Origin of the sequence: Paenibacillus radicis (ex Gao et al. 2016) (genome assembly GCF_014641555.1) — a bacterium.
In the GTDB taxonomy this organism is placed as follows: Bacteria; Bacillota; Bacilli; order Paenibacillales; family Paenibacillaceae; genus Pristimantibacillus; species Pristimantibacillus radicis.
On record NZ_BMHY01000008.1, the window covers coordinates 253,237 to 276,938 of the forward strand.

The following is a 23,702-nucleotide window of genomic DNA, read 5'->3' on the forward strand; positions in this document are numbered from 1 at the left end:
GACTTTCGCACACAAAAGCTAATTAATGGCGATACGAGTCTGAACCGTCTTTAAGGTTTGTACATGCAACGTACTGATTGCCTCCATGAGCCGGTTCGCTTTATCGCTATATTGGCTGCTCAGCTCGGCATCCTTTAAGCTGTTCAAATTGATCTGAACGGTCAGCAACGCAGATTCGGCTGCTGCCTTCATCATAATGGCGCCGATGCCAAGGTCGGAGATGACATTTTTGTTGGCGGCGTTAGCTATACTTTCGGTGCTTTCGAGGCCATTCTTGCATGCTTTCATCAGTTCCAGAGGCACATCAATTGCTCTTATAGCAGCTAGTTGAATGGCCTGCTTGCGCAGCGTTTTCTCCTCGTCCGTCCCCGCTGGCAGCTTAACTGCATGCATATACGTATCGAAGGAAGCGATGTCGGCTGCGAGCAGCGCCTCGCATTGCCCGGTGAAATGCTGCATTTTTGCTAGTGCGTCTGTTACTAGCGGCTGGAAGTCGGCGTATTTCTCGCCCTGCGTCAGATTGCATACCATGGAGGTCATGGCGGCGCCGAGCGCTGCGGCGAGAGCGGCGACACTGCCTCCTCCTGGCGTAGGGCTGGAGCTGGACGATTGCTGAACAAAGTCGCGGATGGAGTAATCCCAGTTAATTGGAGTCATTGCGTAGAACCTCTCCTTGTTGTGAAGCTAGTGCCTTCATCAAGTTTTCGAACAAAATAGCTGTAGTCAATGTACCGACGCCTCCAGGAACAGGAGAAACAGCGGCAACGATATCTCCGATATCGCTTGCTGCGTCGCCGACGATTTTTCCGTCTGCTTGTTCATTTATTCCCGCATCGATGACAGCCAAACCTTCATGCACCATCTCCTTGTTAACGATGTTGGGGTGGCCGACTGCGACGAAAGCAATCTCGGCATGCCGCAGATGTGAAGCGATATCTGTCGTGCGGGAATGGCACACGGTTACAGTGGCCTGTTCCCTCTGCAGCATATGGAACAATGGCAGGCCAACCGTCTGGCCTCTGCCGACAAGCGTTACGTTTTTCCCCGACAATGAATAACCGTAATGCTTGAGCAGCCGGATGCAGGCTTGCGGCGTAGCGGGATATAGACCAGCATCACCGGTAACCACGGCAAGCTTATTCGCTGGCGTTACACCGTCGACGTCTTTAGCGGGATCGATCGCATTTTCGATGATACGGGTCGATATTCCCTTGGGCAGGGGAAGCTCCAGCATAATGCCGTGAACATTGGCGTCAGCATTAAGCAGGCTGATTCGTTCCAGCAATTCATTCTCGTTTACCCGGGAGTTGAAGGTGTGGAGCTGGAAGGCAATGCCTAACCGGTCGGCAAGCTTGCGTTTGGCCCCGGCATAGTAGGCGGAAGCGGGATCGCCCTCCACGAGCAGCGTTGCGATACAAGGCTGAACGCCTCTCCGTTTCCATGCTTCCACCTGCGCTGTGACTCCGGCATAGGCAAGCTCCGCCGGTTCTTTCGCTTTCATCAATACGGCCATGATTTTGTTCCTCCTTGTTTGGGTGAAATGAAAAAAAAGCATCCGCAGAGCGCTCGTCAAAAACGAGCACCCGCAAATACTTTTCCCCAGGCGAACGGCACGGTGCAGCCGCATGCTTCCTCGTGGTTTATTCCACTCGAATCTCGCCAGTCGCATGCGGCGATGTTGGCTTTATTTTATCAAAAGGATGTCTGAAAAGGAAGCGGCGGAATAAAGCATTCTGCCGGAATCATTGCTATTGTTCGCCTGCTATTGGTACAATACTTCTTAGTAGATTGCGATAGACGAGGGAGCTGTAACGATTGACCAAAGGAAAAAAGAAAAGCGGCATCGGGCAAGGAACGGGCAAAAAAGGCTGGAGCCGTTGGGATAAAGCAGCAAAAGCGAAAAGCGTAAAGCGCGTGTTTAGCAAAAACGGCAAGCCTGGGGCCGCCGGCAAGAAGGCTGATGAAGGCGCAGGCGCTTCTGCCAGCGTTAAGAAAGATTCGAATTAAGCAAGCAATTGGCCGTTCCCGGCAAGCTGAGGGGATGGCCTTTTTTGCGCTGATAGGGCTTTAGGGGGATTCTGCTATGCAACGCGCATTTATATTTCAAAGCGAACGATCAAATAAGTTTTGGCGTATTTCGTGCAACGGCCCCGTATACACGGTTCATTTTGGACGGATCAACACAAACGGCAGAATGCTCGATAAAAGGTTCAGGAGTGAAGAGGAGTGCTTGCGCCAAGCGGAACGAATCATTGCGCAAAAGCTGAAAAAAGGCTATTGGGTCGACCCGTCATTTGAGACTGTTGAACGTTACCAATGCTACTATGATGACTCATCTGAAGGGCTGCAGCACCGTACTTCTCACCCTCGTTTTACGGGGCATTTCGCTGAGCTATTCTATTACAATTCGGGCGATGAGGATACTCCGTTTGGCAAGAAGGAAAGCTTGGCGGCACTTCGTGCGTTGGAGATGTATATCCAGCAGCAGGGGGCAGAGGCAGGAATCGCTGAGCTGGTAGCGAGTTTTCCGCATCTGCTGATCGAGAGGGACTGGGACATGCTGTACGTCCCGGCGCATCGGACCGATGAAGCTTTTGTGAAAAAGCTGATGGAAGGGCCGAAACTGGATCGGATGAGCAACGCGGAGCTTCTGCTGCTGAACGACCGCGTGATTGTAGCGGCGGCACTGGGCCAGATCAAGATTATGGGCGAGCTGAGTCTAGTCTTGAGAACGGAGGCGCTTCGATCTCTGGAGCGCATGAACGTGCTGAAGCGGCTGACAGGGGACACGGAGAGGGGAAGGTGTATCCGGGAGCGGACGGCGAAGGATTTAGTTAGTTTCTGAGGCGGATAGCTAGTGAAGCAACACTATCGCCAAAATTGTACTGAAACAGATAGTCGTTAATCTGAGTAGCACTGTTACTGGCAATAATGTTATTGTCGTCGCAGCTTCTATCGTTGTTCGGAACCTTAAAGACTAACTTCGCTATTTAACTACACTTTTTTCTTTATTTACATGTTGAAATCTAGCAAAATCAGAGTTTTTGCGGTTTTAAGTGAACTTTTTTCTCTATTCGGAAATTGAATTCCTCTGTTGTTACCTTTTCGACGTTATTGGTTCAATAGCGTGCAACCAGGCTGAAAATAAGGTAGATTCATTACACAATAAGGAAAAATATTACCGATAGTCAATTGGATACGAAGAGCAAGTGTGTGCAGAGGGGAAATATGCAAAAATAAAATGCCTCTAAAAGGGGGCGTCTGGAATTAGCAGTGAGTCAGCGACACTCTAGCCGGGAAACGGAACAAGAGATGCTCAACAGCTCCCTATACAAATTTCCTCGTATTGCCTAATAGAGAATGATCAGTTATAGTATTGGTGATAAATCGCATATGAAGTGCGGGTGCTGGATAAAGTCCGGCTGAGATAGGCAACTTGTTTGCCTGACCGTTAATCTGAACCAGGTAATGCTGGCGTAGAGAACATTTCGAATTGTAAGCCATTCGTCTATTCTCGAATGGCTTTTTGTTGTGTTTCGAGCGCCTTAGCTTACGTTACCGACGGTTACTAAGCAAAGGAGTGCAGATGAAAAATGGTAAACATGCATGTGAAAGAACGATTCAGCGACAGGTTGTATGAGGGCTCGAAAGATATCTGGGAGCAGAGCCATCGGCATCCGTTTCTGGCGGAGCTCAAGGCGGGGACGCTAGACCCCGAACGGTTCAAATATTACCTCATGCAAGATTATGTCTATTTGATCGACTATGCCAAAATGTTTGCTTTCGGCAGCATTAAAGCCGGTGATCTGGAGATGATGGGCAAGTTCTCAGCGCTTTGTGACTCGACACTTAATGTGGAGATGGGGCTGCACCGGCAATATGCCGAGAAGTTCGGCGTGACGCGGGAGCAGTTGGAGTCGACAGAGCCGTCTCCAACGACAGTTGCTTATACGAAATATTTGCTGGATGTGGCAGCGCAAGGTACGCTTGCTGAAGTGACGGCAGCCGTTCTGCCCTGCATGTGGAGCTATCGGGAGATCGGCGTACTGTTTACACAAGATTCTGCAGCGATGGAGCATCCGCTCTACGGGGAATGGATACGAATGTACGGTTCGCCTGAGTTTAGCGAATTGACGGATTGGTGCATCGGCGTAATGGATCGATTGGCGGAGGGGCTGGCAGAGCCTGAGCTCGCCAAGCTGGAGCGTCATTTCCTCATTGCGTCGAAGCTGGAATATATGTTTTGGGATATGGCATACCGCCAGGAAGAGTGGCCGGTGTGAGCAAGCGGGAGAAGCTGGCGGAAGACCCGCAGGGGGATGCATTATCCGTTCAAGGGCTGCACTATGGTTTTTCCGGCGAGGAGCCGTTGTTCCACGATTTGAGCTTTACAGTTAAGAAAGGCGAGTTCGTCAGCATTGTAGCGACAAGCGGAATGGGCAAAACGACGCTATTCCGGCTGCTTGCGGGCCTGCTCGTACCGGGTTCAGGCGTCATCGCGGTTAACGGCAGCGCAACAGCAAAGCAAAATGCCGTCGGCTATATGCCGCAGCGCGATTGCCTCATGCCGTGGCGGACGGTGCAGGATAACGCGGCAATCGGGCTAGAGCTTCAAGGAAGCTCAAAGCGCGAGGCACGCAGACGTGTGCTGGAGCTGCTGCCCGAGCTAGGGCTAGAAGGAACGGAACTGAAATATCCCCATGAGTTGTCCGGCGGTATGCGGCAGCGGGTGTCTTTCCTTCGTTCCTTGCTTGGCGGTGGCGATTTGCTTCTGCTGGATGAGCCGTTCAGCGCTTTGGACGCCATGACGCGCACCGGTATGCAGCAATGGCTCCTTCAGGTGTGGGAGAAGCATAAAAAGACGATTCTGTTTATAACCCATGATATCGACGAAGCGCTGCTGTTATCCGATCGGGTGCTGGTTGCTGCCCGAAGACCGATTACAGAGCTGCAATCCGTCGAGATCGAACTGCCGCGTCCGCGTACTTATGAAACGGTGCTGGATACGCGGTTCGTCGCTCTGAAGCGAGCGTTAATGGAACAGTTTGGCCGTCTGAATCATGCCGCCGATGCGGGGAGAGAGTCTCTCGAAAGCATCCGCCCCGCTTCAAGCAGAAGTACCCGGGTACAGGGAGGGGCGTCCGGATGATGACCAGCCTGAAAGCGAAAGTACCGGTTCTGCTGTTCATACTTTTGTTAGCGGGATGCTGGGAGGCAGCTACGAATCTGTTCGACATTCCGCATTATATTTTTCCGAAGCTAACAGCGGTTCTCGAATCGATCTTCGATAATGCCAACGTACTCGGCAAGCATTTCGTCGTTACACTAGGCGAAGCTTTGCTTGGCTTAGCCTTCTCGGTCGTATGCGGCATACTTTCTGCAATCTGGATCGACAGCTCGGCGTTAGCTCGGAATACGATATACCCGCTTATCGTGGCTTCGCAGACGATTCCGATTATAGCGTTGTCCCCGATCATGGTGATGTGGTTCGGCTATGATCTTGGAAGCAAAATAGCAGTCGTTATTTTATTTACCTTTTTCCCGATTGCCATGAACACAGCAGATGGCTTTCGTTCGGCGGACACAGAGATCGGTGACCTGCTGCGTACGATGGGAGCGGGTAAACGAGATTTGTTTATGAAGTGGAAAATACCGTCTGCACTGCCTTCGTTTTTCACCGGTTTGAAAATGGCAGCGGCCATTAGCGTTGGCGGCGCAACGCTTGGCGAGTGGCTGGGCGGCGAATCAGGCTTAGGCATGTTTACGAAACGAGCGGCGAATATGCTGCGAGGCGACGATGTTTTCGCCGGCGTCCTGCTATTGTCGTTTATGGGGATTGCCTTATTTGCAGCCGCGCAGGCGCTTGAGAAAACGATGCTGGGTCAACGCAGAACGATGAAATCATAGTCTCTATATTAAATAGGCCGACTAACGGGAGGAAATCATTCATGTTTTATAGTCAACGAATACGCAGACAGTTTGCCATCGGCGTAGCGGTAATGTTACTGCTGCTAACTACAGCGGCTTGCTCATCCCCCTCCAATGGAGGGAAAGAGGAGTCTAAGACGGAAGAACTGACCGTACTGCTGGACTGGTATCCGAATGCGGTTCATACCTTTCTATATGCAGCAGAACAGCAGGGCTATTTCGCTGAGGCGGGCTTGAAGGTTAAGCTCCAGACCCCGGCGGATACGAGCGATGCCCTGAAGCTGGTCGCAACGGGGAAGGCCGATCTGGCGCTCAGCTATCAAATGCAAGTAGCCGTATCGCGCTCGGAGGATATTCCGGTCGTATCGGTTGCGGCGATCGTCCGCCATCCGCTCAATCAGCTGTTTGTTCCGGCGGCTTCGGGCGTGAAGACACCCAAAGATTTAGCCGGAAGAAAAATCGGCTATCCTTCACTTCCGCTGGACGAAGCGATGGTCAATACGATGGTCGAAGCAGACGGCGGAGACCCTGCTAGTCTTGGCTATGTCGATATTGGCTGGGATCTTATCCCGGCGCTGGCGACGAACAAGGTGGACGCCATCATCGGCGGCTATATCAATCACGAGAAGCTGCTGCTGGAGAAGGAAGGCATGGAGCTCGTCTCCTTTAACCCTGCTGATTACGGCGTTCCGGACTATTACGAGCTGGTGCTGACAGCAAGCGAGAAAGGCTTGGAGCGTAAAAGCGGTGCAATTAAGAAATTTATAGAAGCAGCGGCGAAAGGGCAGGCCTATACGGCAAGTCATCCGGATGAAGCGCTGGGACTGCTGCTGGATAAGCAAAGCAAGGATTTTCCGCTTGATCCGGACATTGAGAAACAAAGTCTGGCTGTATTGCTTCCATTGATGGACCCTGGCTCCGAGCCGTTCGGCAGCCAATCCGAGCAATCTTGGAAATCAGTCATTGATTGGCTGACGGAGCGCGGACAGATTAGCAAAGCTTACGAGGCGAAAGAGGTCTTTCGCAATCTATAGAGATGTCATGGTTGACTCCATGCAAATACGATGAACGGAGGCAGGCCACATGGCAGAGCAGCAAGAAGAACAAGCGCAGCAAAAGCTAGACCAGCAAAGCCGGCAGGAGCGGTACTCCCGGCAAATGCTGTTTGCCCCCATTGGCGAGAGCGGACAGCATAAGCTGAGCGAACGTGCCGTACTTATTATTGGAATGGGAGCGCTCGGTACGGTGCTGGCGAACCATATGGTTCGAGCAGGCGTTGGACGTGTTCGTTTCGTAGACCGGGACTATGTGGAAAAAAGCAATCTTCAGCGGCAGATGCTCTTCGATGAAGAGGATGTCGAGCAGGGTTATCCGAAGGCGATTGCTGCTGAAAAGAAGCTTCGCCGCATTAATTCCGATGTGCGGATCGAGGCCATTGTGGCGGACGTAACGGTCCACAATATTGATGATCTGCTGGATGGCATCGATCTGGTGCTGGATGGCACCGACAATTTCGAAACGCGGTTTTTGCTCAATGATGCCTGCTTTCGCAAAGGCATTCCATTTGCTTACGGAGGAGCGGTTAGCTCGCGGGGAATGAGCGCCATTCTGGTGCCCGGGCAGACGCCTTGTCTGCGCTGCTTTTTGTCCTCGGGGGAGAGCAGCGGACAAACCTGCGATACGATCGGCGTCATATCGCCGGTCGTTGATATCGTCGCCTCTTATCAAGCCGTTGAGGCGCTTAAGTTTTTGGTCGATGCGCAGGAAGCAAGAAGAAATAGCCTCGTGACATTTGATGTGTGGAATAATCACTATTTCGAGATGAAGCTAGGCGAGCCGAACAAGCAGTGTCCCTGCTGCCAGTTGAAGCAATATCCTGCACTGCAAATTACGGAGCGGGATTCTACCGTATCGCTATGCGGCCGAAGCACGGTGCAAATATCCGGGCGAGGTCCGCTTTCTCTGGAGCAATGGCATAAGCGTCTGGAGCCTGCGGCTGTAAAGGTGGAGTTGAACGCCTACTTGCTGAAGGCGGAGCTGCCGGAGGGAGAGCGTCTCGTGCTGTTTCCAGACGGACGCGTTCTCGTGCAAGGAACGGAAGATCTTGTACGCGCGAAGTCGATCTATGCCCGTTATATCGGTTCATAAAAGAATAGAGGAGCGTGAACGTATGAAGGATTTTCGCTTATATGCGATTACGGGAGAGCAGTTTCACCCGGGCCGTGATTTGCTGGAAGTGATGGAGGAAGCTATTGCCGGTGGAGTGGATATTATTCAACTGCGTGATAAAGACAGCAGCCGGGAAGAGGTGCTGCGCAAAGCAAAGGCGCTCCGCGAATTGACTCGCAAGCATGGCGTGACGTTTATCGTCAACGATTATATCGATATCGCGCTGGAGGTTGACGCTGATGGTATTCATCTGGGTCAAAATGATCTTTCGCTGCAAGAGGCCAGACAATTGGTGGGGGATAAAATAATCGGCATCTCCACGCATGCGATCGAAGAGGCGCTGCTCGCGGAGGAGCAGGGTGCTGATTATATCGGTGTCGGACCGGTTTTTGCGACAAAGACGAAGGTGGACGTCGTCGATCCGGTAACGGTTGCTTACGTGCAAGAAGTAGCGAGCCGGATTCGTATCCCTTTCGTTGCCATTGGCGGCATTAAGCTCAGCAACGTAGATGAAGTGATTGCCGCAGGGGCGACAAGAATTTGTGCTGTCAGCGAAATTGTAGGCAGCGCGGATGTAGCCGGAACTTGCCGGGCTTTTCTAAGCAAGCTGGAAGGACGGGAATAACGGAATGGAACTGATTGTGAACGGACAGAAGCAGGAGCTGGAAGCCCGTACGATTGAAGAGGTCGTCATTCACTTCGGTTTGGAAGACAGGCCGGTTGTTGTGGAAGCGGATGGAGTCGTGCTGACGAAAGAGCAGTGGGTGGCGGCAGAGGTTCGTCCGATGATGAAGATCGAATTGGTTCATTTTGTCGGAGGGGGCTGAGCGCATGAAAAAGGATACCTGGCATATTGGGGGACATGAGCTGCATTCGCGGTTTTTTATCGGCACGGGACTATTCCCGAATCCTTATGTGCAAAAGGAGGCGATTCGAGCCTCCGGTGCTGAGGTGCTGACGTTTGCAATTCGCCGCGTCAATCTGGCCTCAACGGAGGATGATTCCATTCTCCAGCACGTAGAGGGCGAAGCCTTTCGTTACTTGCCGAATACTTCCGGTGCGAGCACTGCCGACGAAGCGGTGCGCATCGCGAGGCTTGCCCGGGCATCGGGACTCAGCGACTGGATTAAGGTGGAGATTAGTGCCAATGAGCGTACGCTGCTGCCGGATCCGCTGGAGACGCTGAAGGCGACGGAAATACTCGTTAAAGAGGGCTTCACGGTGCTTCCGTACACCTCGGATGACCCCGTGTTGTGCAAAAGACTGGAGGAGGCAGGGGCAGCGGCAGTTATGCCGGGTGCGGCTCCAATCGGCACGGGATTGGGCATCCTCAATCCCTATCATATCGGACTTATTGTAGAGGAAGCGAAGGTGCCGATCATCGTTGACGCCGGTCTGGGCTCAGCCGCTGACGTTGTACAGGCGATGGAACTCGGCGTCGCAGGCGTGCTGATGAATACGCCCGTTGCGAAAGCGAAGGACCCGGTAGGTATGGCAATGGCGATGAAGCTGGCGATTGAAGCTGGCAGGCTGTCTTATTTATCTGGCAGAATTGCGAAAAAACGCTATGCCTCGGCAAGCAGCGGGCACGAACAGTTTCTATTGAAATAGCACTTATTATAGAAGCAATTGCGAAATTTAGGATCAGAAAGCTGGTACAGCGATGGGGGAAACAGTAGTCATTATGGGCGGAGGCGTTATCGGCCTCTCTTGCGCCTTCGAGCTGCAGCGGCGCGGTCATCAAGCAATCTTGCTTGAGATCAATCGCTGTGGCGGTCAAGCATCGGGAGCGGCTGCGGGCATGCTGGCGCCCTTCTCGGAAAATGTTGAAGGGCCAGACGCTTTTTTTCATCTGGGCAAGGAAAGCTTGAGGCTGTATCCGGGGTGGCGAGATGCAATCCGGTCCATCTCCGGACGCTACTTCGAATACAGCGATTCCGGCAGTCTCTATATCGCATATCATGAGGCGGACCGGCTGGCGCTGGAGGGGCGGCTGCTATGGCAGCGGGAGCACGGCTCCAGCGGTGTTCTGCTGGAAGGAGACGAACTCTTCCGCAAGGAGCCGCTGCTTTCTAGGCAAGTAAAAGCGGCACTCTATACACCAGCCGAAAGTCATCTTTACGCACCGGACTATGTAGAGGCGCTGGAGCATGCATGCCGGTTGACTGGCGTTCATTTTCATGAACAATTAGGCGGACTAGAAGTAGCGGAATGGCGGGATGCGGTCGTTGTGCAAGCGAAGGATGGCCGGCGCTTTGGCGGCGACCGGCTGCTCGTATGCACGGGGGCATGGGCGCAGGAGCTGGAGGAGACGCTGGGCATCCGCATTCCAGTCTATCCGATTCGGGGGCAAATCTGCGCCTATGAGGCGGAGATCAATCCGGTTCACCATATGGTGTTCAGCAATCAGGGATATCTGGTGTCCAAGGAGAACGGCACTTTAGTATGCGGCGCCTCGGAGGATGTAGCAGGCTTCGATACGACAGTAACGGAGCGGGGTATCGAACGGCTGCGCAACTGGAATAAGCAGGCGTTTCCGTTTCTTGCGGAGCAAACACCCTTCCACCGGTGGGCGGGCCTCCGCCCTTCGACGCAGGACGGATATCCGCTGCTTGGACCGCTCGAGGAATCCGGCCGCGTGATTATGGCGGCAGGTCATTACCGCAACGGGATTTTGCTTAGTCCGGTGACTGCCAAGGCAGTTGCTGATTATATCGACGGCATTAAGCTTCCGGAAATGATGGAGGCTTTTGCTCCCGGGCGATTTACCTATTAATGAAGAAGAGAAATAGGAACGGGGGAAAATCATGGAGCAGATAGAGGGCCGAATAGCGAGGGCGTTGACGATAGCCGGTTCCGACAGCGGGGGCGGGGCAGGCATCCAAGCGGATCTGAAAACCTTTCAGGAGCTTGGCGTTTACGGCATGTCTGCGCTAACCGCGTTAACTGCACAGAACACGTTTGGCGTACAAGGCGTTTACCCGGTTGCCGAAGAAGCTGTTACCGCGCAAATTCATTCTGTCGGCAGCGATATTGGCGTGGATGCGTTGAAGACAGGGATGCTGTTCAGTGCTGAAATCATTACCGCAGTGGCGGAGGCGATCGCTTTCTTCGGCTGGACGAAGGTCGTCGTTGATCCGGTTATGATTGCTAAAGGCGGGGCATCGCTGCTGCAAGCAGAAGCAATTCGGGCTATGACGGAAAAGCTTCTTCCGCTCACTGCTGTCCTTACACCGAACATTCCGGAAGCGGAGCGGCTGGCGGGCATCCCGATTCGCACCAGCGCCGATAAGAGAGAGGCGGCAAGACGGCTTGCTGCCTTTGGCGCAAAGCATGTCATTATTAAAGGCGGGCATGAGGAAGGCAAGGAAGCGATTGATTTGCTTTTTGACGGGAGCAGCTTCAGCGAGTTGTCGGGCAAGCGGGTGGAAACCGCCCGTACGCATGGTACGGGCTGTACATATTCCGCTGCGCTTACGGCTGGCCTAGCGGCAGGGCTTAGTGTGGAGGCTTCGGCGAGACAGGCTAAAGCCTTCATTCAGGCGGCAATCGAGGACGGAATTACCATTGGCGGCGGCCATGGGCCGACCAACCATTGGGCCTATCGCCGCAGCCTTGTCGCCCATTCTTGAGATTTGCCGCTCATCATGCTACCATGTGCTCGAAAGCAATTTTGTAGATGAGGTGAGGAAGCATGGGGCAAGCAGCGCAGAAGATTAGTCCGTTTCTGATGTTTTTCGGACAGGCGGAGGAAGCGATTCAATTTTACACCTCGATTTTTGACGATTCCCGTATTGATAAAGTAACACGCTTCAGTGATGTTGGTATTCCAGTAGAGCCAGGCAACGAGCAGAAAGTTCTGCACGCCATATTCACGTTGAAAGGCCAACAGTTCATGTGCATCGACAATTTGGACAAGCAGCATAAGCATTCGTTTACGCCAGCACTTTCTCTCTTTGTCTCTTGCGATACGGAAGAGGAGCTGAACCGCGTATTCGAGCAATTGTCTGTCGGTGGCGCAGTACTGATGTCACTTGCAGAAACACCGGTTAGTGCAAAATTCGGCTGGGTAGAGGACCGGTACGGCGTGTCATGGCAGCTGGATCTGCCTAAATAAATGAGTGTTATTTCAATAAAGGCTTTGTCGTAGTAGACTTTAGAGAGCTGCCGGTCAGAGAATGACTGGTCGTCTCCTCCAAGTCCGCCGGCAAAGCCTTTTTATATGCGGATCTTGATACAATACAGGAAATTTACACCATTTTGTCGAAATAGTAGATTTAACATAGATTGATAGCGAATTTGCGGATTGAAACGATGTCCCGCCGAGGTATTATGAGAATGTCGCAAGGCTGCTTGTTGGTTTTGCCGGCAAGATCAGTGTTGATCTTGGATATGATGGCTTTCTTGCCTTGACGCCCAAGACGGATAAGCGTGACTATTTTACGCATGCGTTCAATGCCATGCCTGTAATGGGGCTTAATATGGGCATCTATGGTGTTGTGTCAAAACAGATAATTCGGTTATACTACAAGTAAAAGGGTGTGATCTTATGACACGAAAAGTATTGCCTGGCGTCCTTACTGCTGAAGGACAACCTATACGAGTAACTGTCGGAGCTACTGGCGATAACGAAGCTCGGATCATTGATCCTGTTGGTGTTCTGACTGATCCCCGCAGCGATCATACGCCTGAATCCCGGGCAGCTATGAGTGAGTTTATCCGGAAATGCAAAAGCGGCGAAATTGAAATGAAACCTATATAGCTATAGCTTCACCTGAAGCACTCACATGATGTGGGTGTTTTTTATTTTCTCAGGATGAGGAAGCATTTATATATAAAACGACCATTCATTACTAAAGTGGATAAATGGTAAGCGTCAATACAGACTCTATCTCCAATTCACATAATTATCTACTTGGCATCGGTGTTCTCTGATATCGGTGTGGATGCTTTAAGACCAGCAGCCGCCTCCAAGTCCGCCGGCAAAGCCTTTTTTATATGCTTATATGAATGTCATAACAGGAAATTCGCCCCATTTGTCGAAATGGTAGCCTGAATGGGATCGATAGCGAATTCGCGGATTGGAGCCAAGCAGCTATGATGAACGAACGGAAAAAGCGCATTCTGGTCATCGAAGACGAAGAAGCGATAGCGCGGGTTATTAAAGATTATTTGACGGTTAACGGCTATGAGGTTCTGACGTTCGGAACCGGGCGTGAGGGAAGAGAAGCAATGGAGACGTATGTGCCGGATTTCATTATATTGGATATTATGCTGCCTGATGCTGACGGGATGGAGCTGTGCCGCCACATTCGCGAGAAGCATGCAACTCCGCTTCTTCTGTTAAGCGCTCGCAGCAGCGACACCGATAAAGTGCTTGGACTCGGCTTTGGGGCCGATGACTATATGACTAAACCTTTTTCGTTAAGCGAGCTTGTCGCCAGAGTTCAGGCGCATTTGCGCAGGCTGGACGGAATAAGCCGTGCCCAGAAGGAGCAAGACGATTCACTGCGGCGCGGTGCGATCACGATTGATAAGAAGGGATATCGAGCAGCGGTGAATGACCGGGAGATCTCCTTGTCTGCGAAGGAATTTGAACTGCTGCTGCATCTGGCGGAGCATCCGGATCAGGTGTTTTCAAAGAGTCAGCTGATTGATGCGGTATGGGGATATGGCGCGTATGGAGATGAGAATACGATTACCGTCTATATTCGCAGGCTTCGCGAGAAGCTGGAGGCAGACCCATCCAAGCCATTCTACTTGCGGACCGTTTGGGGCGTCGGCTATAAATTCAGCACAAGGGATGAAGCTCAGGATGATCAATGATGGTTATTTGAGCGTCTGGTTAAAAAGGTGGCTGGCAGCGTCATTGGTCTGCTTGATCGGCATAGCGGGCATTGGCGTCTATTTGCTTGCGGGTTCAACAGACAGCAGGTCTGCCGGTTTAGTGATCAATGAGGTGCGGTTAAAAACAAATGCCGTGATGCTGGAGCTGGAGAAGCAGGGCGTCTTGCAGAAGCTGGGGCAATCGGGCAACTGGAGTAAGATGCTCGAATCCAGACTAGGGGAGATGGGACTAACGGTTGCCCTTCTTGACGGCACAGTCGTTTATTCATCTGAAGGAGAAGCTATGTCTAGCCTCGATATGCGAACGTCACTGCACTATGATCTATATGCGGCGAAAATGGACTCTGGCGAAGAATACCGGATCGCTTTCCCTGTTATTGAAGAAGGGACGAATTCACAAATTGCGAATGCGATTTTCACCGTGCCACAAGGGCATTTGGATAAGCAGGAGGCGCAGAGCTCTTCGCAAGCCACTCTGATCATCCTGCTGTGTGTATTATCCCTCTCTCTGCTGGCTTTGCTCATCGTATTGAACCGGAAGCTGAAGCGGGACGCTATAGCGCCAATTGCCGATTTGAAGGATCACTCGGAGGCGATGCTGAAAGGGCATTATGAGCAAAAGATCGAGCGCCTTCAATCCGATGAATGGGGCGAGCTGTACGTGATGTTTGATCAAATGCGGCTGGAGCTGCAGCATCTTCAGCTTCGCAAGCAAGAGCAGGAGCAGGCGCAGAAAGAGCTCATTACGAACATTTCCCATGATTTGAAAACGCCGCTCACGACGGTCAAAGCCTATATTGAAGCCATCCAGGCAGGAGTGTGTCCGGATCTCCCTGCGGTGATGGCCTATATGGAAGTCATGCAGACACAGGCGGACACGATGGCAAGACTGATTGACGATTTGCTGCTCCATGCTTTAAAGGAGCTAGGTCAAATTTCGGTCGTTCCCGTAGAAAGCTACAGCCGAGCGTTGTTCTCGGCGATTATTCAGCCAAGCGCCCATTACGTGCGGACGGCGGGCATCGATGTTGACGCACCGCAGGCAGAGGAAATTCCAGATGTGCTGATCCGTGCGGACGCCGTGCGAATCGAGCAGGTTGTCGTTAACTTGGTAGCCAATGCACTGAAGCATACAGCGCCCGGAGACCGGATCGCGATACGAGTTGAGCAGGCCTGCATCCATGGGAAGGAACAGCTGCGGATTACGGTCGCGGACACAGGGTCCGGCATTTCGCCGCAGGACATGCCGTTTATATTCGAACGTTACTATCAAGGCAAAGCCGGGCAGAGCCAAGTAAGTGAGGGAACGGGCCTCGGGTTGTCCATATGCAAGCATATCGTTGAGGCACACGGAGGCTATATCGATTTTCAAAGCGCAAGCGGCAAGGGAACTGCGTTCTCTTTTACGCTCCCGCTGGTATGAGGGCTGTAAGGATTTATTCATAATTTGATAAGCGACTATATAGATTGGCCCGCTAGAATAAAGTCATAATGACGATACGGAGGGCTGACTGATGACTAAGCAAGCGATAATAGAAGCCCGCAACCTGTGCAAAACCTATTCGACAGGGAGCGAGCAGTACCATGCGATTCGCAATATTGATCTGGAGATTTATGAGGGAGATTTCACCGTTATTATGGGCAATTCGGGGTCCGGGAAGTCGACCCTGTTATATATGCTAAGCGGCCTTGATGCATTGACGGCGGGAGAAGTTACATACAGAGGTGAGAGAGTCGACGGCTACAGCGAGAGAGAAATGGCTTCGTTCCGGGCAAGCAAGTTGGGCTATATCTATCAAAGTATCAACCTCGTGCCGGATTTGACGATTATGGAAAATATCGCTTTGCCCGCCTATATCGCGGGCGGCGAGCCTAAGGCGGTGCGGCATAAAACGCAATTGCTGATGGAAGCGATGGAAATCGAAGGTCAGCGCAACCGGCTGCCCTCCCAAACCTCCGGCGGCCAGCAGCAGCGGGCTGCAATCGCGCGGGCCTTAGTGAATTCCCCCGATATTTTATTTGCCGACGAGCCGACAGGCAGCTTGAATTATGAGCATGGCATGGCGATTCTCGATATTTTAACGGCGAGGAACCGTCAAGGGCAGTCGATCGTGATGGTTACCCATGACATCAAAGCGGCTTGCCGGGCTGACAGGCTGATCTATATTCGCGATGGCAAGGTTGGCGGCATATTGGAGTTTGACAAGTATGATGAGCAATCCGTGCAGCAGCGCGAAAGCGTCATTTTCGCCTATGTGACGGGGAGGGAGCAGCAATGAGGGCGATATGGGCGCTTTGCCGCGCAAGCCTGTTTAGAAAAAAGCTGCAAAACGGTCTCATTGCGCTGCTGATTCTGCTCGCTGCCCTGCTGCTTGGCACATCGGCAACGGTGCTGTCGAACACGGACAACTTATTTAATGATGTGCATAAGCGGACGAACGGTGCTCATCAGATTTTGACGATAACGAAAGGTCTGCATGATCCGCAGCAGCTTTATCAATGGTGGAACGAGCAGGAGGGCGCTGCCGCTTCAGCGCCGGTTCCGTTCCGCTATTTGTCAGGAGTCAGCTACAAGGGTGAAGAGCTGCCTAATCTATATGTAATGATGATGGATACGCCCGCTCAATCTCCTTCGGTAGACCGGTTATTGTTTGCAGATGGAACAGGCGAGAATGCTCCAAAGGCAGGAACGGCTTGGATTCCTACCTCTCTAGCCTATACGCAAGGAATAAAGCCAGGGGATATACTGTCGTTTAAGACAGGCACAGGGGTTTTCGAACTCCAGGTATCTGCAGTCGTCATTGATCTTCCATTCGGGGCACCGTTCTCGACTACCTCGCGTATCTGGATGAATCATAATGATTATATGCAGAACATGGAAGGGCAAAAGGGCAGCGACAGTTATATGCTAGGGCTGCGGTTTCAAGACTATGAGCGTCAAGGCGAGTATTGGGCAGGCTTTGAACAGCACTTCGGCATTCCTTATTTAGAAGGAAAAGTAGAGTTTGAGGAAATAACGGCCTTTTACTTAATTTTGAACCGGATTATCGGCTTTGTAATGATAGGTCTCGGTATCGTGATGATGTTTATCGCGTTGTTCACGATTGGTTTTACGATTTCTGATGCTATTTTATCTAATTACCGGACCATCGGCATCCTGAAGTCGACGGGCTTGTCCTCCGCAAGAATCGTTGGAGCTTATGCCCTGGAATATGCGCTTCTTGCGACGGCCGCTATTATACCGGGACTTGTCATCAGCCGCTTCGCATCGGCACTTATTCTGAACAACTCCCTGTCCGTTCTGAAAACTTCGGATTCTAACGCATTGGCTCTTCAAGAGGGCGAATGGCTCGCGATAGCCGCGGGAATGTTCCTGCTGCTGCTTGTAATTGGTTGTGTGATGTCCTTCAGCCAGAAAATCAAATCGGTACAGCCTGCACAAGCGATTCGCTATGGCATGTCGGAAGCGCAAAGCGGGCGGATGGCCCGCCGTCTTGGTACAAGTTCGGGCATGACGTTTGGACGTTGGCCGATTAAGGCTGTTATCGCTTTTAAGCATATCGTCAAAAACGGAAAAAGCTCCACGCTCGTTGTAGCGCTGGCAGCTGTGACGACGGCTGTTCTCGTATTTAGCTGCGTCTTACTCAATAGTATTGTCTCGATTAAGCAAACCGCCGCTCAGTGGGGCTATGATTCGTCGGATATTTCGGTATCGTTTTACAACAAGGAGGCTTACTCCAGCGAAGATTTTGAAGCGCTTGTGAAGGGTGACGAAAGAGTCAAAGACGCGGGCTGGCTCACTTTGCTGAATGGCGTTTTGCCTTTGGAGAAAGGCTCTCAGGGTTCGGCAAGTATCTCCCTTAGCGTGCTGGACGGCAGCTATGATAATCTGGGCTTTACCGTTCTTAAGGGAAGCAATCCGGTTCTTAAAAACGAAATGGCTATAGGCATTAACGTAGCCAGCAGACTTGGCAAAGAAGTCGGAGACACAATGGAAATTTATATTGACGGCCGTAAGCATACGATGCTGGTGAGCGGGATCTATCAGGCAATTGCCAATATGTCCAACTCAGCTAGAATAATGGCTGATGCACTGAATATGAGCGGTGTGACGGGTAATCATGACGCAGATGTCGCTTTTATTAATTTGCATGATTCCCGGATTGCGGATCAATATGTCGCCGAATTAAACGGCAAATATCCGCAATCCGTCACTGCCGCAACACAGCAGACGCTGCTGGATTCGGAATTTAAAGAAGCGACCGGAGTGTTGATTGTGCCATTGGGACTGCTGGCTCTATTGTTCGTGGGTGTAACCTTTATGATTATTTATAGCGTTTGCCGTATTTCAGTATGGAAAGAAAGCGGAACCTATGGCATTTATAAATCACTCGGTATGACGAATGCGTCTATTCGGGGCGCAATTACGCTAGGCGTCGCCGTTCTGACATTGATTGGCGCAGGACTCGGCATCGCGATTGGCATTTTCGGCTTGCCGGGTTTATTGAAATCATTGCTGCTGGATTATGGCATCGCCAAGCTTCCGCTAATTTTACCGCCGTTTGGCATTGCAGTGGCGTCCGTTATCAGTGCGGCTGCTGCCAGCTTCGGAGCGTGGCATGCTTCCCGTTGGCTGGCCCGTACTTCTCCGAGAATACTAATTATTGAATAGAAGCTAGGCTAGAAAGGCTGTGGAATAGAACCAGACATCGTTCCTATGGGGGAGCGAGGCTTGGTTCTATTTATTTGTCATGAGACAATATACAGCTCATCTTTCAGCATTTATACTATTAACTAAGCTTATCGGGTATGAATTTGATTGAAGGAGAGGATGGCAGTTGTTCGATCCTACCGTGTTTGATAATTTGAAAGTGGCCATCGAAAATTATGCCTATGATTTGGACAATCTCGACAGCACGATACGGATCACGCATCGGGTTGACCGGCTGGAGATGGCGGTTATGTCGAGGCTGTTTGCCCTTCGGTTTACATTGGGGGATTCTAGCGAGCTATCGGCTGAGCTGCAGCTGGAGGCTTCGTTGAAAGATTTGGCTTCAGAGCTGCTGGCAGTGGAAGGGGAAAACCCAGCGTGCACGCTAAGGTTGTTTTTCCATATGCCAATAGAGAATGTGGATAGGCAGTGCGCGCAAGTTGAAACGATCATCCAGGACATTTGGCAGCCTGATGAACCGCCCGTTCAAACCTTGTCATTCGGATACGGGCAGCAGATCCCTCAATATTTGAACACAATCGAGCTGGCGTTCCATCGTAAAATCAATGAGGATCAAATGGAGGACGTTCCGGAGCTGTTGGAGCATATGGTGAAAACGCTGTCGGCGCTCGTTACTGTGTCTGAGGTTTGAGTTAATTGAATAAAAGAGGAATGAACGGGGGTTATGCCCCGTTCATTCCTCTTTGTCGTTCCTTATTTTTTGAAGAAACCGTTGAAGATTTCCTTCACTTTATCCTGCTCTGGTGTAATCGTGAACAGCACGTAATTGCCGTTTCGAACGATTTGATAGTTTAGAGCATCCTCATACTGGTCTTGCAAATAGGTTTCGAACGTTTTTTGAATCCGCTCCGCGCGTTTCGTGAAGCCTTCTTTAACAGCATCATAGTTTTTAGCTGATTTCAGCTTAACGACGACAACCTCACTTGCTTTTGTATTCATCATGGCCTGCAAGAAGACACCATCCTCCAGCAGATCGTCCGGATCGAAGCCGTAGACGTCAGCGATGCTTTCTGAGCTTGCTTCAATCATACGGGCAATTTGGATATCGGAAGTGATTTTAGATGTGATGTCGCCAGGTTTAACGTCATCCGCCGAAGGCCTCTGCGTTGGCTTTGCCGAGGCTGCAGGCTTATCCGAAGGTTTTGGCGTTGGCTTTGGTGCAGCTGTTGCGCCGGGCTTCTGACTCGGCTTCGCGGTTGCCGGCTTCGTCGTTGCTTGCGGCTTGGCAGTCGCTTGCGGTTTAGCCGATGCTTGCGGCTTCTGTGAAGCTTCCGGTTTCTCGTTTGGCTTTGCTGTTTGCTGTTCCGCAGACTCCGGCTCTTGTGCAGGAGGCGCTTCGGTTACAACTGGCGTCTCGGTCGGCTGGAGCTCAGCCTCCGAATTTGAGTTGCTGCTGTTGCTGTTGCTGTTGCTGCTGTTGTTGCTGTTCTGTTCCTGGTCAGGGCTGCTGCTTGGACTAGATTCCGTTGTGGCTGTATTGCCGGCCGAGACATTGGAGTCAGCCGAATCTCCTTTGCTTCCGCAACCTGCTGCAATTAGCGAGACAGAGATTGCGAGCGCCGCGATTTTCAATACTGCCAAACTGCCTTTTCCCATTATGTACCTCTCCCATTCTATGTTGTCCTAGTCTAGACGGAGTGGTAACTGGGAAGGTTGCAGGTTATGGATATAGCGAGGCTAGTCGATATTCTTAGTTTCTTCGAGGCGGAAATCATCGACCTTCTCGCCGTCTTCCCATATTTCCACGAATAGCGCATCGCAGTTTTCGAAATCCGCGGGAGTGAATGCCAGCGCTTTCTCCTCGTCGTCGCCGACGTACACATTGTCCATCCCTTCTTCATTAAATGAGAGAATGACGTAAATTTTCACTTTAAAGCCCTCCATATATACATGTTTTATTTTTGCAGTATATCATAAAGCTGCAGCCAGTTGCCTCACCGAGGGAATAACGGTTATTTGCCTTTACGCGTTAACTCGGAGAGAATTTCCCATTGCTGCGGGGTAACGTCCCTAAGTCCGTTGAACTGTCCGGCGCCTTGAAGCCATTCACCTCCGTCGATAGTAACAACCTCTCCATTAATATAGGAGGCATAGTCAGAAATTAGGAAAGCAGCGAGATTCGCGAGCTCCTCCTTTTCCCCGGTACGCCTGAGCGGAATGCGGTCAATCATCTTTTGCTCAAATTCAGGTGTCGGCGACAGTCTGGACCATGCTCCTTCAGTAGGGAAAGGTCCCGGGGCTATTGCAGCTTGGCGAATGCCATAACGCGCCCATTCTACGGCAAGCGACCGGGTCAACGCCAAAACGCCGGCTTTGGCTGCGGCCGAAGGCACAACATAACCGGAGCCGGTGGAGGCATAGGTTGTGACGATATTCAGCATCGTACCGCGATGTCCTTGCTCGATCCATCGTTTGCCTACCTCAAGTGTCGTATAAAAGGTGCCGTGCAGCACAATGTTCAACACCGCATCCACTGCGCGTGGAGAAAGCTTTTCCGTTGGGCTGATGAAATTGCCGGCAGCATTGTTCACAAGCACATCGATTCGGCCAAAATGATGCTCCACAGCACTGATAAGCTCCTCGATTTGAGCGGGCTCGCGAACGTCGCAGCTTTTATAGAAGACCGGGTTTTGTTCGGTGCTCATCTCGATCGATGCTTGCTTCAGTATCTCTTCACGCCGGCTTGCAATGGCAACCCTCGCTCCGAGTGCCGCGAATTTTTCTGCCAAAGCCCGTCCCAAGCCTGTTGCGCCTCCTGTAATCAGAACGACCTTATCTTGTAGTAAATCGTCTGCAAACAACCCCATTTCAGCCTCTCCTTTCATAATGAACGAATGTAATCTATTTATATAGAAAGAAGGAGTGGCTTACGACATCTTCTTCTATATGATGCAATTGCGCTGACGCTCCAAAACCTCGTTATGATATGATGAGAATAAACGTTGTTTCATAAGAAGGAGAATGACAGATGGCACTTGAGATTGAACGGAAGTTTCTGCTGGCACAGCCCTTAGACGCGATCGCTGACAAGCTGGTTAAACGATCGGAGCAGCGGATTGAGCAAACCTATTTGGCACTGGACGCCAATCAGGAGCTAAGAGTACGTCGCATAACGGATGTGACAACTGGCGAAGTGACGTTTACCCATACATTCAAAAAAGGCAATGGCCTTGCGCGTGAGGAAATTGAATACTCCATCTCGGAAGGAATCTATTCTCAAGTCATTCAAGCATTTGGCGCAGTACCGCTGACGAAAAACCGGATTACGGCGGAGTGGAACGGAATCGTCATTGAGATCGACATCTACGACCAAATTCAATTAACGGTGGCTGAGGTGGAGTTTGATTCCGTCGAGCTAGCAAATGCGTTTACAGCCCCGGATTGGTTCGGTCAGGATATTAGCACGGAAAGGCAGTACAGCAATAAAACGGTGTGGAAGCAGTTGCAAGCCGGAGGCGGATTCGAATGACCCGTAAGCTCGTGTTTTTTGTAGGCGGAGCTGGAGCGGGCAAAACGACGCTCGCCAAAGCGCTGGCCGGAAAACGGGGCATGGCGTTCTTCGATATGGATACGCTGCTGCAGCCTGCAGCTAAAGCGATTATGACGGCTGCCGGTCTTGATCCCTATGACCGTGATTCTGCCGAATACAAAAAGCTTTGCCGCGATCTCGGTTACCGGATTACGATGGACGCTGCTTTGGAGAATGTTGCCCTTGGAACGGATACCGTTGTCATTGGTCCGTTTACGAAGGAATTAAATGATCCGCAGTGGATTGAACAGGAGCTTGCAAGGATAGGGGGTTCGCTCCAAGACGTGGATGTGAAAGCCGTTATCGTCTACCTTCCCGATCAAGAGAGCTACCGGGGCAGAATCAGTCAACGGGGACTGAAGCTGGATGAGTGGAAGCTGGAGCATTGGAGTGAGTTCAGCCGTTCTTTGGAACGGAGGGAGCTGGCTTGGAATCTTCCAGAGAACGCTGTCCTGCAGTTCGACAACTCGGAACCGTTTGGTGAATCGACGCTTGCTCGATTGGAAGATTTCATTGATGGCGGGAGCTGAATCAGAAAGCAGATAGCGGTCGGCTAACTGATTAGCGATGAGTGACTCGGACTGTGTGGCGGTTGGAGTCCTCTTTTTACATATGATGTACAGCTCATTCAGTAGTAGAAGTTTAATGATGGAGAGGTGTTAGGTGCTTGAAGGATTATATACTATCTTTAGAGCAGTGGTTGAGAAGGCATGCTAATCCGGAACAAGCCGTAGCGATGGAGGCGTATATGCGCAATCAATTCACGTTCCTGGGGTTGAAGAACCCGGAGCGGACGGAGCTGGTTAAAGCATTTTGGAAAGAGCACGAGCTGCCGCAGGGAGAGGAACTATTGACTGCTGCTGTACAACTGTGGAGTCTACCGGAGCGGGAGTTTCATTACACGGCTTTGAATTTACTGGAGAAACGCAAGAAGACGGCACAGATTTCGGATATTGCAGTTTTGGAAAAGCTCGTTGTCGAACATTCGTGGTGGGATACGGTAGATATACTTGCAGCTCATCCTATTGGCAGCCTGCTGCGCAAATATCCGGAACTCATACAGGACTACACCGAGAAGTGGATTCAATCGGATAATATGTGGCTTCGCCGAGCGGCACTGTTGTATCAGCTTCGGTATAAGGAAAGCACGGATGCGGAGCGATTGTTCCGTTATATAGAAAGCTGCAAGCATGAAGAGGAGTTTTTTATACGGAAAGCGATTGGGTGGGCACTGCGTGAATATGCGAAAAGCGACAGTGGCAGGGTATTAAGCTATGTACAAGGCGCGGCCTTATCTCCTTTAAGCGTAAAGGAAGCTTTGAAGCATATGAAGGTCTAATCCCTTTAATAGAGGGTTCAGGGACTTAGTTTCAACTTTTTTTAAGATATTATTAAAAAACAGTTGCATTGTTATATCCGTCTATGGTATATTCTAATTCCGGCCGAGAGAGACGCGGTTGGCGAGGCAAGCGAGAGCGAATGGGACAAGCTGAACGG

The 23,702-nt window shown here is 51.3% G+C and carries 27 protein-coding genes and 2 riboswitches; of the genes, 22 read left to right on the forward strand and 5 right to left on the reverse strand.

Going from position 1 to position 23,702, the window contains the following annotated elements; all coding sequences use genetic code 11:
- Positions 1-18: 18 nt before the first annotated feature.
- Both IEX98_RS20155 and IEX98_RS20160 read right to left on the reverse strand, forming a co-directional pair.
- On the reverse strand, positions 19-657 hold the full coding sequence (locus IEX98_RS20155; protein WP_188890987.1) for a cyclodeaminase/cyclohydrolase family protein: 639 nt from the start codon (positions 655-657) through the stop codon (positions 19-21).
- A complete protein-coding gene (locus IEX98_RS20160) occupies positions 644-1,513 on the reverse strand; it encodes a bifunctional 5,10-methylenetetrahydrofolate dehydrogenase/5,10-methenyltetrahydrofolate cyclohydrolase (RefSeq protein WP_188890988.1) in 870 nt (289 codons plus the stop codon). The genes IEX98_RS20155 and IEX98_RS20160 overlap by 14 nt, the downstream gene beginning before the upstream one ends.
- Before the next feature lie 77 nt (positions 1,514-1,590).
- Positions 1,591-1,677: riboswitch (ZMP/ZTP riboswitch) on the reverse strand.
- Positions 1,678-1,815: 138 nt separating this feature from the next.
- On the opposite strand from IEX98_RS20160, the gene IEX98_RS20165 reads away from it, so the two are divergent.
- The 19 genes from IEX98_RS20165 to IEX98_RS20255 all read left to right on the forward strand — a co-directional run bounded on the left by IEX98_RS20165 (position 1,816) and on the right by IEX98_RS20255 (position 19,307).
- A complete protein-coding gene (locus IEX98_RS20165) occupies positions 1,816-2,007 on the forward strand; it encodes a DUF3934 domain-containing protein (RefSeq protein ID WP_188890989.1) in 192 nt (63 codons plus the stop codon).
- A 76-nt stretch (positions 2,008-2,083) separates the two neighbouring features.
- Positions 2,084-2,845 (forward strand): WGR domain-containing protein, encoded by a 762-nt coding sequence (locus tag IEX98_RS20170; protein ID WP_188890990.1) that lies wholly within the window; start codon positions 2,084-2,086, stop codon positions 2,843-2,845.
- 545 nt (positions 2,846-3,390) lie between these two features.
- Positions 3,391-3,500: riboswitch (TPP riboswitch) on the forward strand.
- A 93-nt stretch (positions 3,501-3,593) separates the two neighbouring features.
- The gene (tenA, locus tag IEX98_RS20175) at positions 3,594-4,283 is read left to right on the forward strand and encodes a thiaminase II (RefSeq protein WP_229692283.1); all 690 of its coding nucleotides are present in this window, start codon (positions 3,594-3,596) and stop codon (positions 4,281-4,283) included.
- A complete protein-coding gene (locus tag IEX98_RS20180; protein ID WP_229692284.1) occupies positions 4,280-5,149 on the forward strand; it encodes an ABC transporter ATP-binding protein in 870 nt (289 codons plus the stop codon). The genes tenA and IEX98_RS20180 overlap by 4 nt, the downstream gene beginning before the upstream one ends.
- Positions 5,146-5,907: an ABC transporter permease gene (locus tag IEX98_RS20185; RefSeq protein ID WP_229692285.1), complete on the forward strand. Its 762-nt coding sequence runs from the start codon at positions 5,146-5,148 to the stop codon at positions 5,905-5,907. Before IEX98_RS20180 ends, IEX98_RS20185 begins: the two co-directional genes overlap by 4 nt.
- Positions 5,908-5,948: 41 nt before the next feature.
- Positions 5,949-6,962: an ABC transporter substrate-binding protein gene (locus IEX98_RS20190; RefSeq protein WP_188890991.1), complete on the forward strand. Its 1,014-nt coding sequence runs from the start codon at positions 5,949-5,951 to the stop codon at positions 6,960-6,962.
- Between the two features lie 49 nt (positions 6,963-7,011).
- Positions 7,012-8,076 carry a thiazole biosynthesis adenylyltransferase ThiF gene (locus IEX98_RS20195; RefSeq protein WP_188890992.1) on the forward strand — a complete coding sequence of 355 codons (1,065 nt, stop codon included), beginning with the start codon at positions 7,012-7,014 and terminating at the stop codon, positions 8,074-8,076.
- Between the two features lie 22 nt (positions 8,077-8,098).
- Positions 8,099-8,722 (forward strand): thiamine phosphate synthase, encoded by a 624-nt coding sequence (gene thiE, locus IEX98_RS20200; RefSeq protein ID WP_188890993.1) that lies wholly within the window; start codon positions 8,099-8,101, stop codon positions 8,720-8,722.
- A 4-nt stretch (positions 8,723-8,726) separates the two neighbouring features.
- Entirely contained in the window at positions 8,727-8,924 is a 198-nt protein-coding gene (gene thiS, locus IEX98_RS20205) for a sulfur carrier protein ThiS (protein ID WP_188890994.1), read from the forward strand.
- A gap of 4 nt (positions 8,925-8,928) precedes the next feature.
- Complete coding sequence (locus IEX98_RS20210) at positions 8,929-9,708, forward strand: thiazole synthase (RefSeq protein WP_188890995.1); 780 nt, start codon at positions 8,929-8,931, stop codon at positions 9,706-9,708.
- A gap of 52 nt (positions 9,709-9,760) precedes the next feature.
- A complete protein-coding gene (thiO, locus tag IEX98_RS20215; protein ID WP_188890996.1) occupies positions 9,761-10,873 on the forward strand; it encodes a glycine oxidase ThiO in 1,113 nt (370 codons plus the stop codon).
- A 31-nt stretch (positions 10,874-10,904) separates the two neighbouring features.
- A complete protein-coding gene (thiD, locus tag IEX98_RS20220; RefSeq protein WP_188890997.1) occupies positions 10,905-11,729 on the forward strand; it encodes a bifunctional hydroxymethylpyrimidine kinase/phosphomethylpyrimidine kinase in 825 nt (274 codons plus the stop codon).
- Between the two features lie 62 nt (positions 11,730-11,791).
- On the forward strand, positions 11,792-12,214 hold the full coding sequence (locus IEX98_RS20225; RefSeq protein ID WP_188890998.1) for a VOC family protein: 423 nt from the start codon (positions 11,792-11,794) through the stop codon (positions 12,212-12,214).
- A gap of 432 nt (positions 12,215-12,646) precedes the next feature.
- Positions 12,647-12,859: a hypothetical protein gene (locus IEX98_RS20230; RefSeq protein ID WP_188890999.1), complete on the forward strand. Its 213-nt coding sequence runs from the start codon at positions 12,647-12,649 to the stop codon at positions 12,857-12,859.
- 338 nt (positions 12,860-13,197) lie between these two features.
- The gene (locus IEX98_RS20235; RefSeq protein WP_188891032.1) at positions 13,198-13,923 is read left to right on the forward strand and encodes a response regulator transcription factor; all 726 of its coding nucleotides are present in this window, start codon (positions 13,198-13,200) and stop codon (positions 13,921-13,923) included.
- Complete coding sequence (locus IEX98_RS20240) at positions 13,913-15,367, forward strand: sensor histidine kinase (RefSeq protein ID WP_188891000.1); 1,455 nt, start codon at positions 13,913-13,915, stop codon at positions 15,365-15,367. The genes IEX98_RS20235 and IEX98_RS20240 overlap by 11 nt, the downstream gene beginning before the upstream one ends.
- A gap of 91 nt (positions 15,368-15,458) precedes the next feature.
- A complete protein-coding gene (locus IEX98_RS20245) occupies positions 15,459-16,223 on the forward strand; it encodes an ABC transporter ATP-binding protein (RefSeq protein ID WP_188891001.1) in 765 nt (254 codons plus the stop codon).
- Positions 16,220-18,616 carry an ABC transporter permease gene (locus IEX98_RS20250; RefSeq protein ID WP_188891002.1) on the forward strand — a complete coding sequence of 799 codons (2,397 nt, stop codon included), beginning with the start codon at positions 16,220-16,222 and terminating at the stop codon, positions 18,614-18,616. Before IEX98_RS20245 ends, IEX98_RS20250 begins: the two co-directional genes overlap by 4 nt.
- Before the next feature lie 166 nt (positions 18,617-18,782).
- Entirely contained in the window at positions 18,783-19,307 is a 525-nt protein-coding gene (locus IEX98_RS20255) for a hypothetical protein (protein ID WP_188891003.1), read from the forward strand.
- A 62-nt stretch (positions 19,308-19,369) separates the two neighbouring features.
- On the opposite strand, the gene IEX98_RS20260 is transcribed toward IEX98_RS20255, so the two are convergent.
- The 3 genes from IEX98_RS20260 to IEX98_RS20270 all read right to left on the reverse strand — a co-directional run bounded on the left by IEX98_RS20260 (position 19,370) and on the right by IEX98_RS20270 (position 21,483).
- Entirely contained in the window at positions 19,370-20,272 is a 903-nt protein-coding gene (locus IEX98_RS20260; RefSeq protein ID WP_188891004.1) for a DUF4358 domain-containing protein, read from the reverse strand.
- 81 nt (positions 20,273-20,353) lie between these two features.
- A complete protein-coding gene (locus IEX98_RS20265; protein ID WP_188891005.1) occupies positions 20,354-20,545 on the reverse strand; it encodes a hypothetical protein in 192 nt (63 codons plus the stop codon).
- 83 nt (positions 20,546-20,628) lie between these two features.
- Complete coding sequence (locus IEX98_RS20270) at positions 20,629-21,483, reverse strand: SDR family oxidoreductase (protein WP_229692286.1); 855 nt, start codon at positions 21,481-21,483, stop codon at positions 20,629-20,631.
- Positions 21,484-21,644: 161 nt separating this feature from the next.
- Between IEX98_RS20270 and IEX98_RS20275 the strand changes: the two genes are divergently transcribed.
- The 3 genes from IEX98_RS20275 to IEX98_RS20285 all read left to right on the forward strand — a co-directional run bounded on the left by IEX98_RS20275 (position 21,645) and on the right by IEX98_RS20285 (position 23,544).
- Positions 21,645-22,145, forward strand: a complete 501-nt coding sequence (locus IEX98_RS20275) for a CYTH domain-containing protein (RefSeq protein WP_188891006.1) — start codon at positions 21,645-21,647, stop codon at positions 22,143-22,145.
- Positions 22,142-22,735, forward strand: a complete 594-nt coding sequence (locus IEX98_RS20280; protein WP_188891007.1) for an AAA family ATPase — start codon at positions 22,142-22,144, stop codon at positions 22,733-22,735. Before IEX98_RS20275 ends, IEX98_RS20280 begins: the two co-directional genes overlap by 4 nt.
- A 137-nt stretch (positions 22,736-22,872) precedes the next feature.
- Positions 22,873-23,544, forward strand: a complete 672-nt coding sequence (locus tag IEX98_RS20285) for a DNA alkylation repair protein (protein WP_229692287.1) — start codon at positions 22,873-22,875, stop codon at positions 23,542-23,544.
- Positions 23,545-23,702: the final 158 nt, after the last annotated feature.

Bases quoted from the DNA above. Each gene is read 5' to 3' on its own strand.
- IEX98_RS20155 (WP_188890987.1), bottom strand. From the start codon at position 657: ATGACTCCAATTAACTGGGATTACTCCATCCGCGACTTTGTTCAGCAA.
- IEX98_RS20160 (WP_188890988.1), bottom strand. From the start codon at position 1,513: ATGGCCGTATTGATGAAAGCGAAAGAACCGGCGGAGCTTGCCTATGCC.
- IEX98_RS20170 (WP_188890990.1), top strand. From the start codon at position 2,084: ATGCAACGCGCATTTATATTTCAAAGCGAACGATCAAATAAGTTTTGG.
- tenA (WP_229692283.1), top strand. From the start codon at position 3,594: ATGGTAAACATGCATGTGAAAGAACGATTCAGCGACAGGTTGTATGAG.
- IEX98_RS20185 (WP_229692285.1), top strand. From the start codon at position 5,146: ATGATGACCAGCCTGAAAGCGAAAGTACCGGTTCTGCTGTTCATACTT.
- IEX98_RS20190 (WP_188890991.1), top strand. From the start codon at position 5,949: ATGTTTTATAGTCAACGAATACGCAGACAGTTTGCCATCGGCGTAGCG.
- IEX98_RS20195 (WP_188890992.1), top strand. From the start codon at position 7,012: ATGGCAGAGCAGCAAGAAGAACAAGCGCAGCAAAAGCTAGACCAGCAA.
- thiE (WP_188890993.1), top strand. From the start codon at position 8,099: ATGAAGGATTTTCGCTTATATGCGATTACGGGAGAGCAGTTTCACCCG.
- thiS (WP_188890994.1), top strand. From the start codon at position 8,727: ATGGAACTGATTGTGAACGGACAGAAGCAGGAGCTGGAAGCCCGTACG.
- IEX98_RS20210 (WP_188890995.1), top strand. From the start codon at position 8,929: ATGAAAAAGGATACCTGGCATATTGGGGGACATGAGCTGCATTCGCGG.
- thiO (WP_188890996.1), top strand. From the start codon at position 9,761: ATGGGGGAAACAGTAGTCATTATGGGCGGAGGCGTTATCGGCCTCTCT.
- thiD (WP_188890997.1), top strand. From the start codon at position 10,905: ATGGAGCAGATAGAGGGCCGAATAGCGAGGGCGTTGACGATAGCCGGT.
- IEX98_RS20225 (WP_188890998.1), top strand. From the start codon at position 11,792: ATGGGGCAAGCAGCGCAGAAGATTAGTCCGTTTCTGATGTTTTTCGGA.
- IEX98_RS20230 (WP_188890999.1), top strand. From the start codon at position 12,647: ATGACACGAAAAGTATTGCCTGGCGTCCTTACTGCTGAAGGACAACCT.
- IEX98_RS20235 (WP_188891032.1), top strand. From the start codon at position 13,198: ATGAACGAACGGAAAAAGCGCATTCTGGTCATCGAAGACGAAGAAGCG.
- IEX98_RS20240 (WP_188891000.1), top strand. From the start codon at position 13,913: ATGATCAATGATGGTTATTTGAGCGTCTGGTTAAAAAGGTGGCTGGCA.
- IEX98_RS20245 (WP_188891001.1), top strand. From the start codon at position 15,459: ATGACTAAGCAAGCGATAATAGAAGCCCGCAACCTGTGCAAAACCTAT.
- IEX98_RS20250 (WP_188891002.1), top strand. From the start codon at position 16,220: ATGAGGGCGATATGGGCGCTTTGCCGCGCAAGCCTGTTTAGAAAAAAG.
- IEX98_RS20260 (WP_188891004.1), bottom strand. From the start codon at position 20,272: ATGGGAAAAGGCAGTTTGGCAGTATTGAAAATCGCGGCGCTCGCAATC.
- IEX98_RS20270 (WP_229692286.1), bottom strand. From the start codon at position 21,483: ATGGGGTTGTTTGCAGACGATTTACTACAAGATAAGGTCGTTCTGATT.
- IEX98_RS20275 (WP_188891006.1), top strand. From the start codon at position 21,645: ATGGCACTTGAGATTGAACGGAAGTTTCTGCTGGCACAGCCCTTAGAC.
- IEX98_RS20280 (WP_188891007.1), top strand. From the start codon at position 22,142: ATGACCCGTAAGCTCGTGTTTTTTGTAGGCGGAGCTGGAGCGGGCAAA.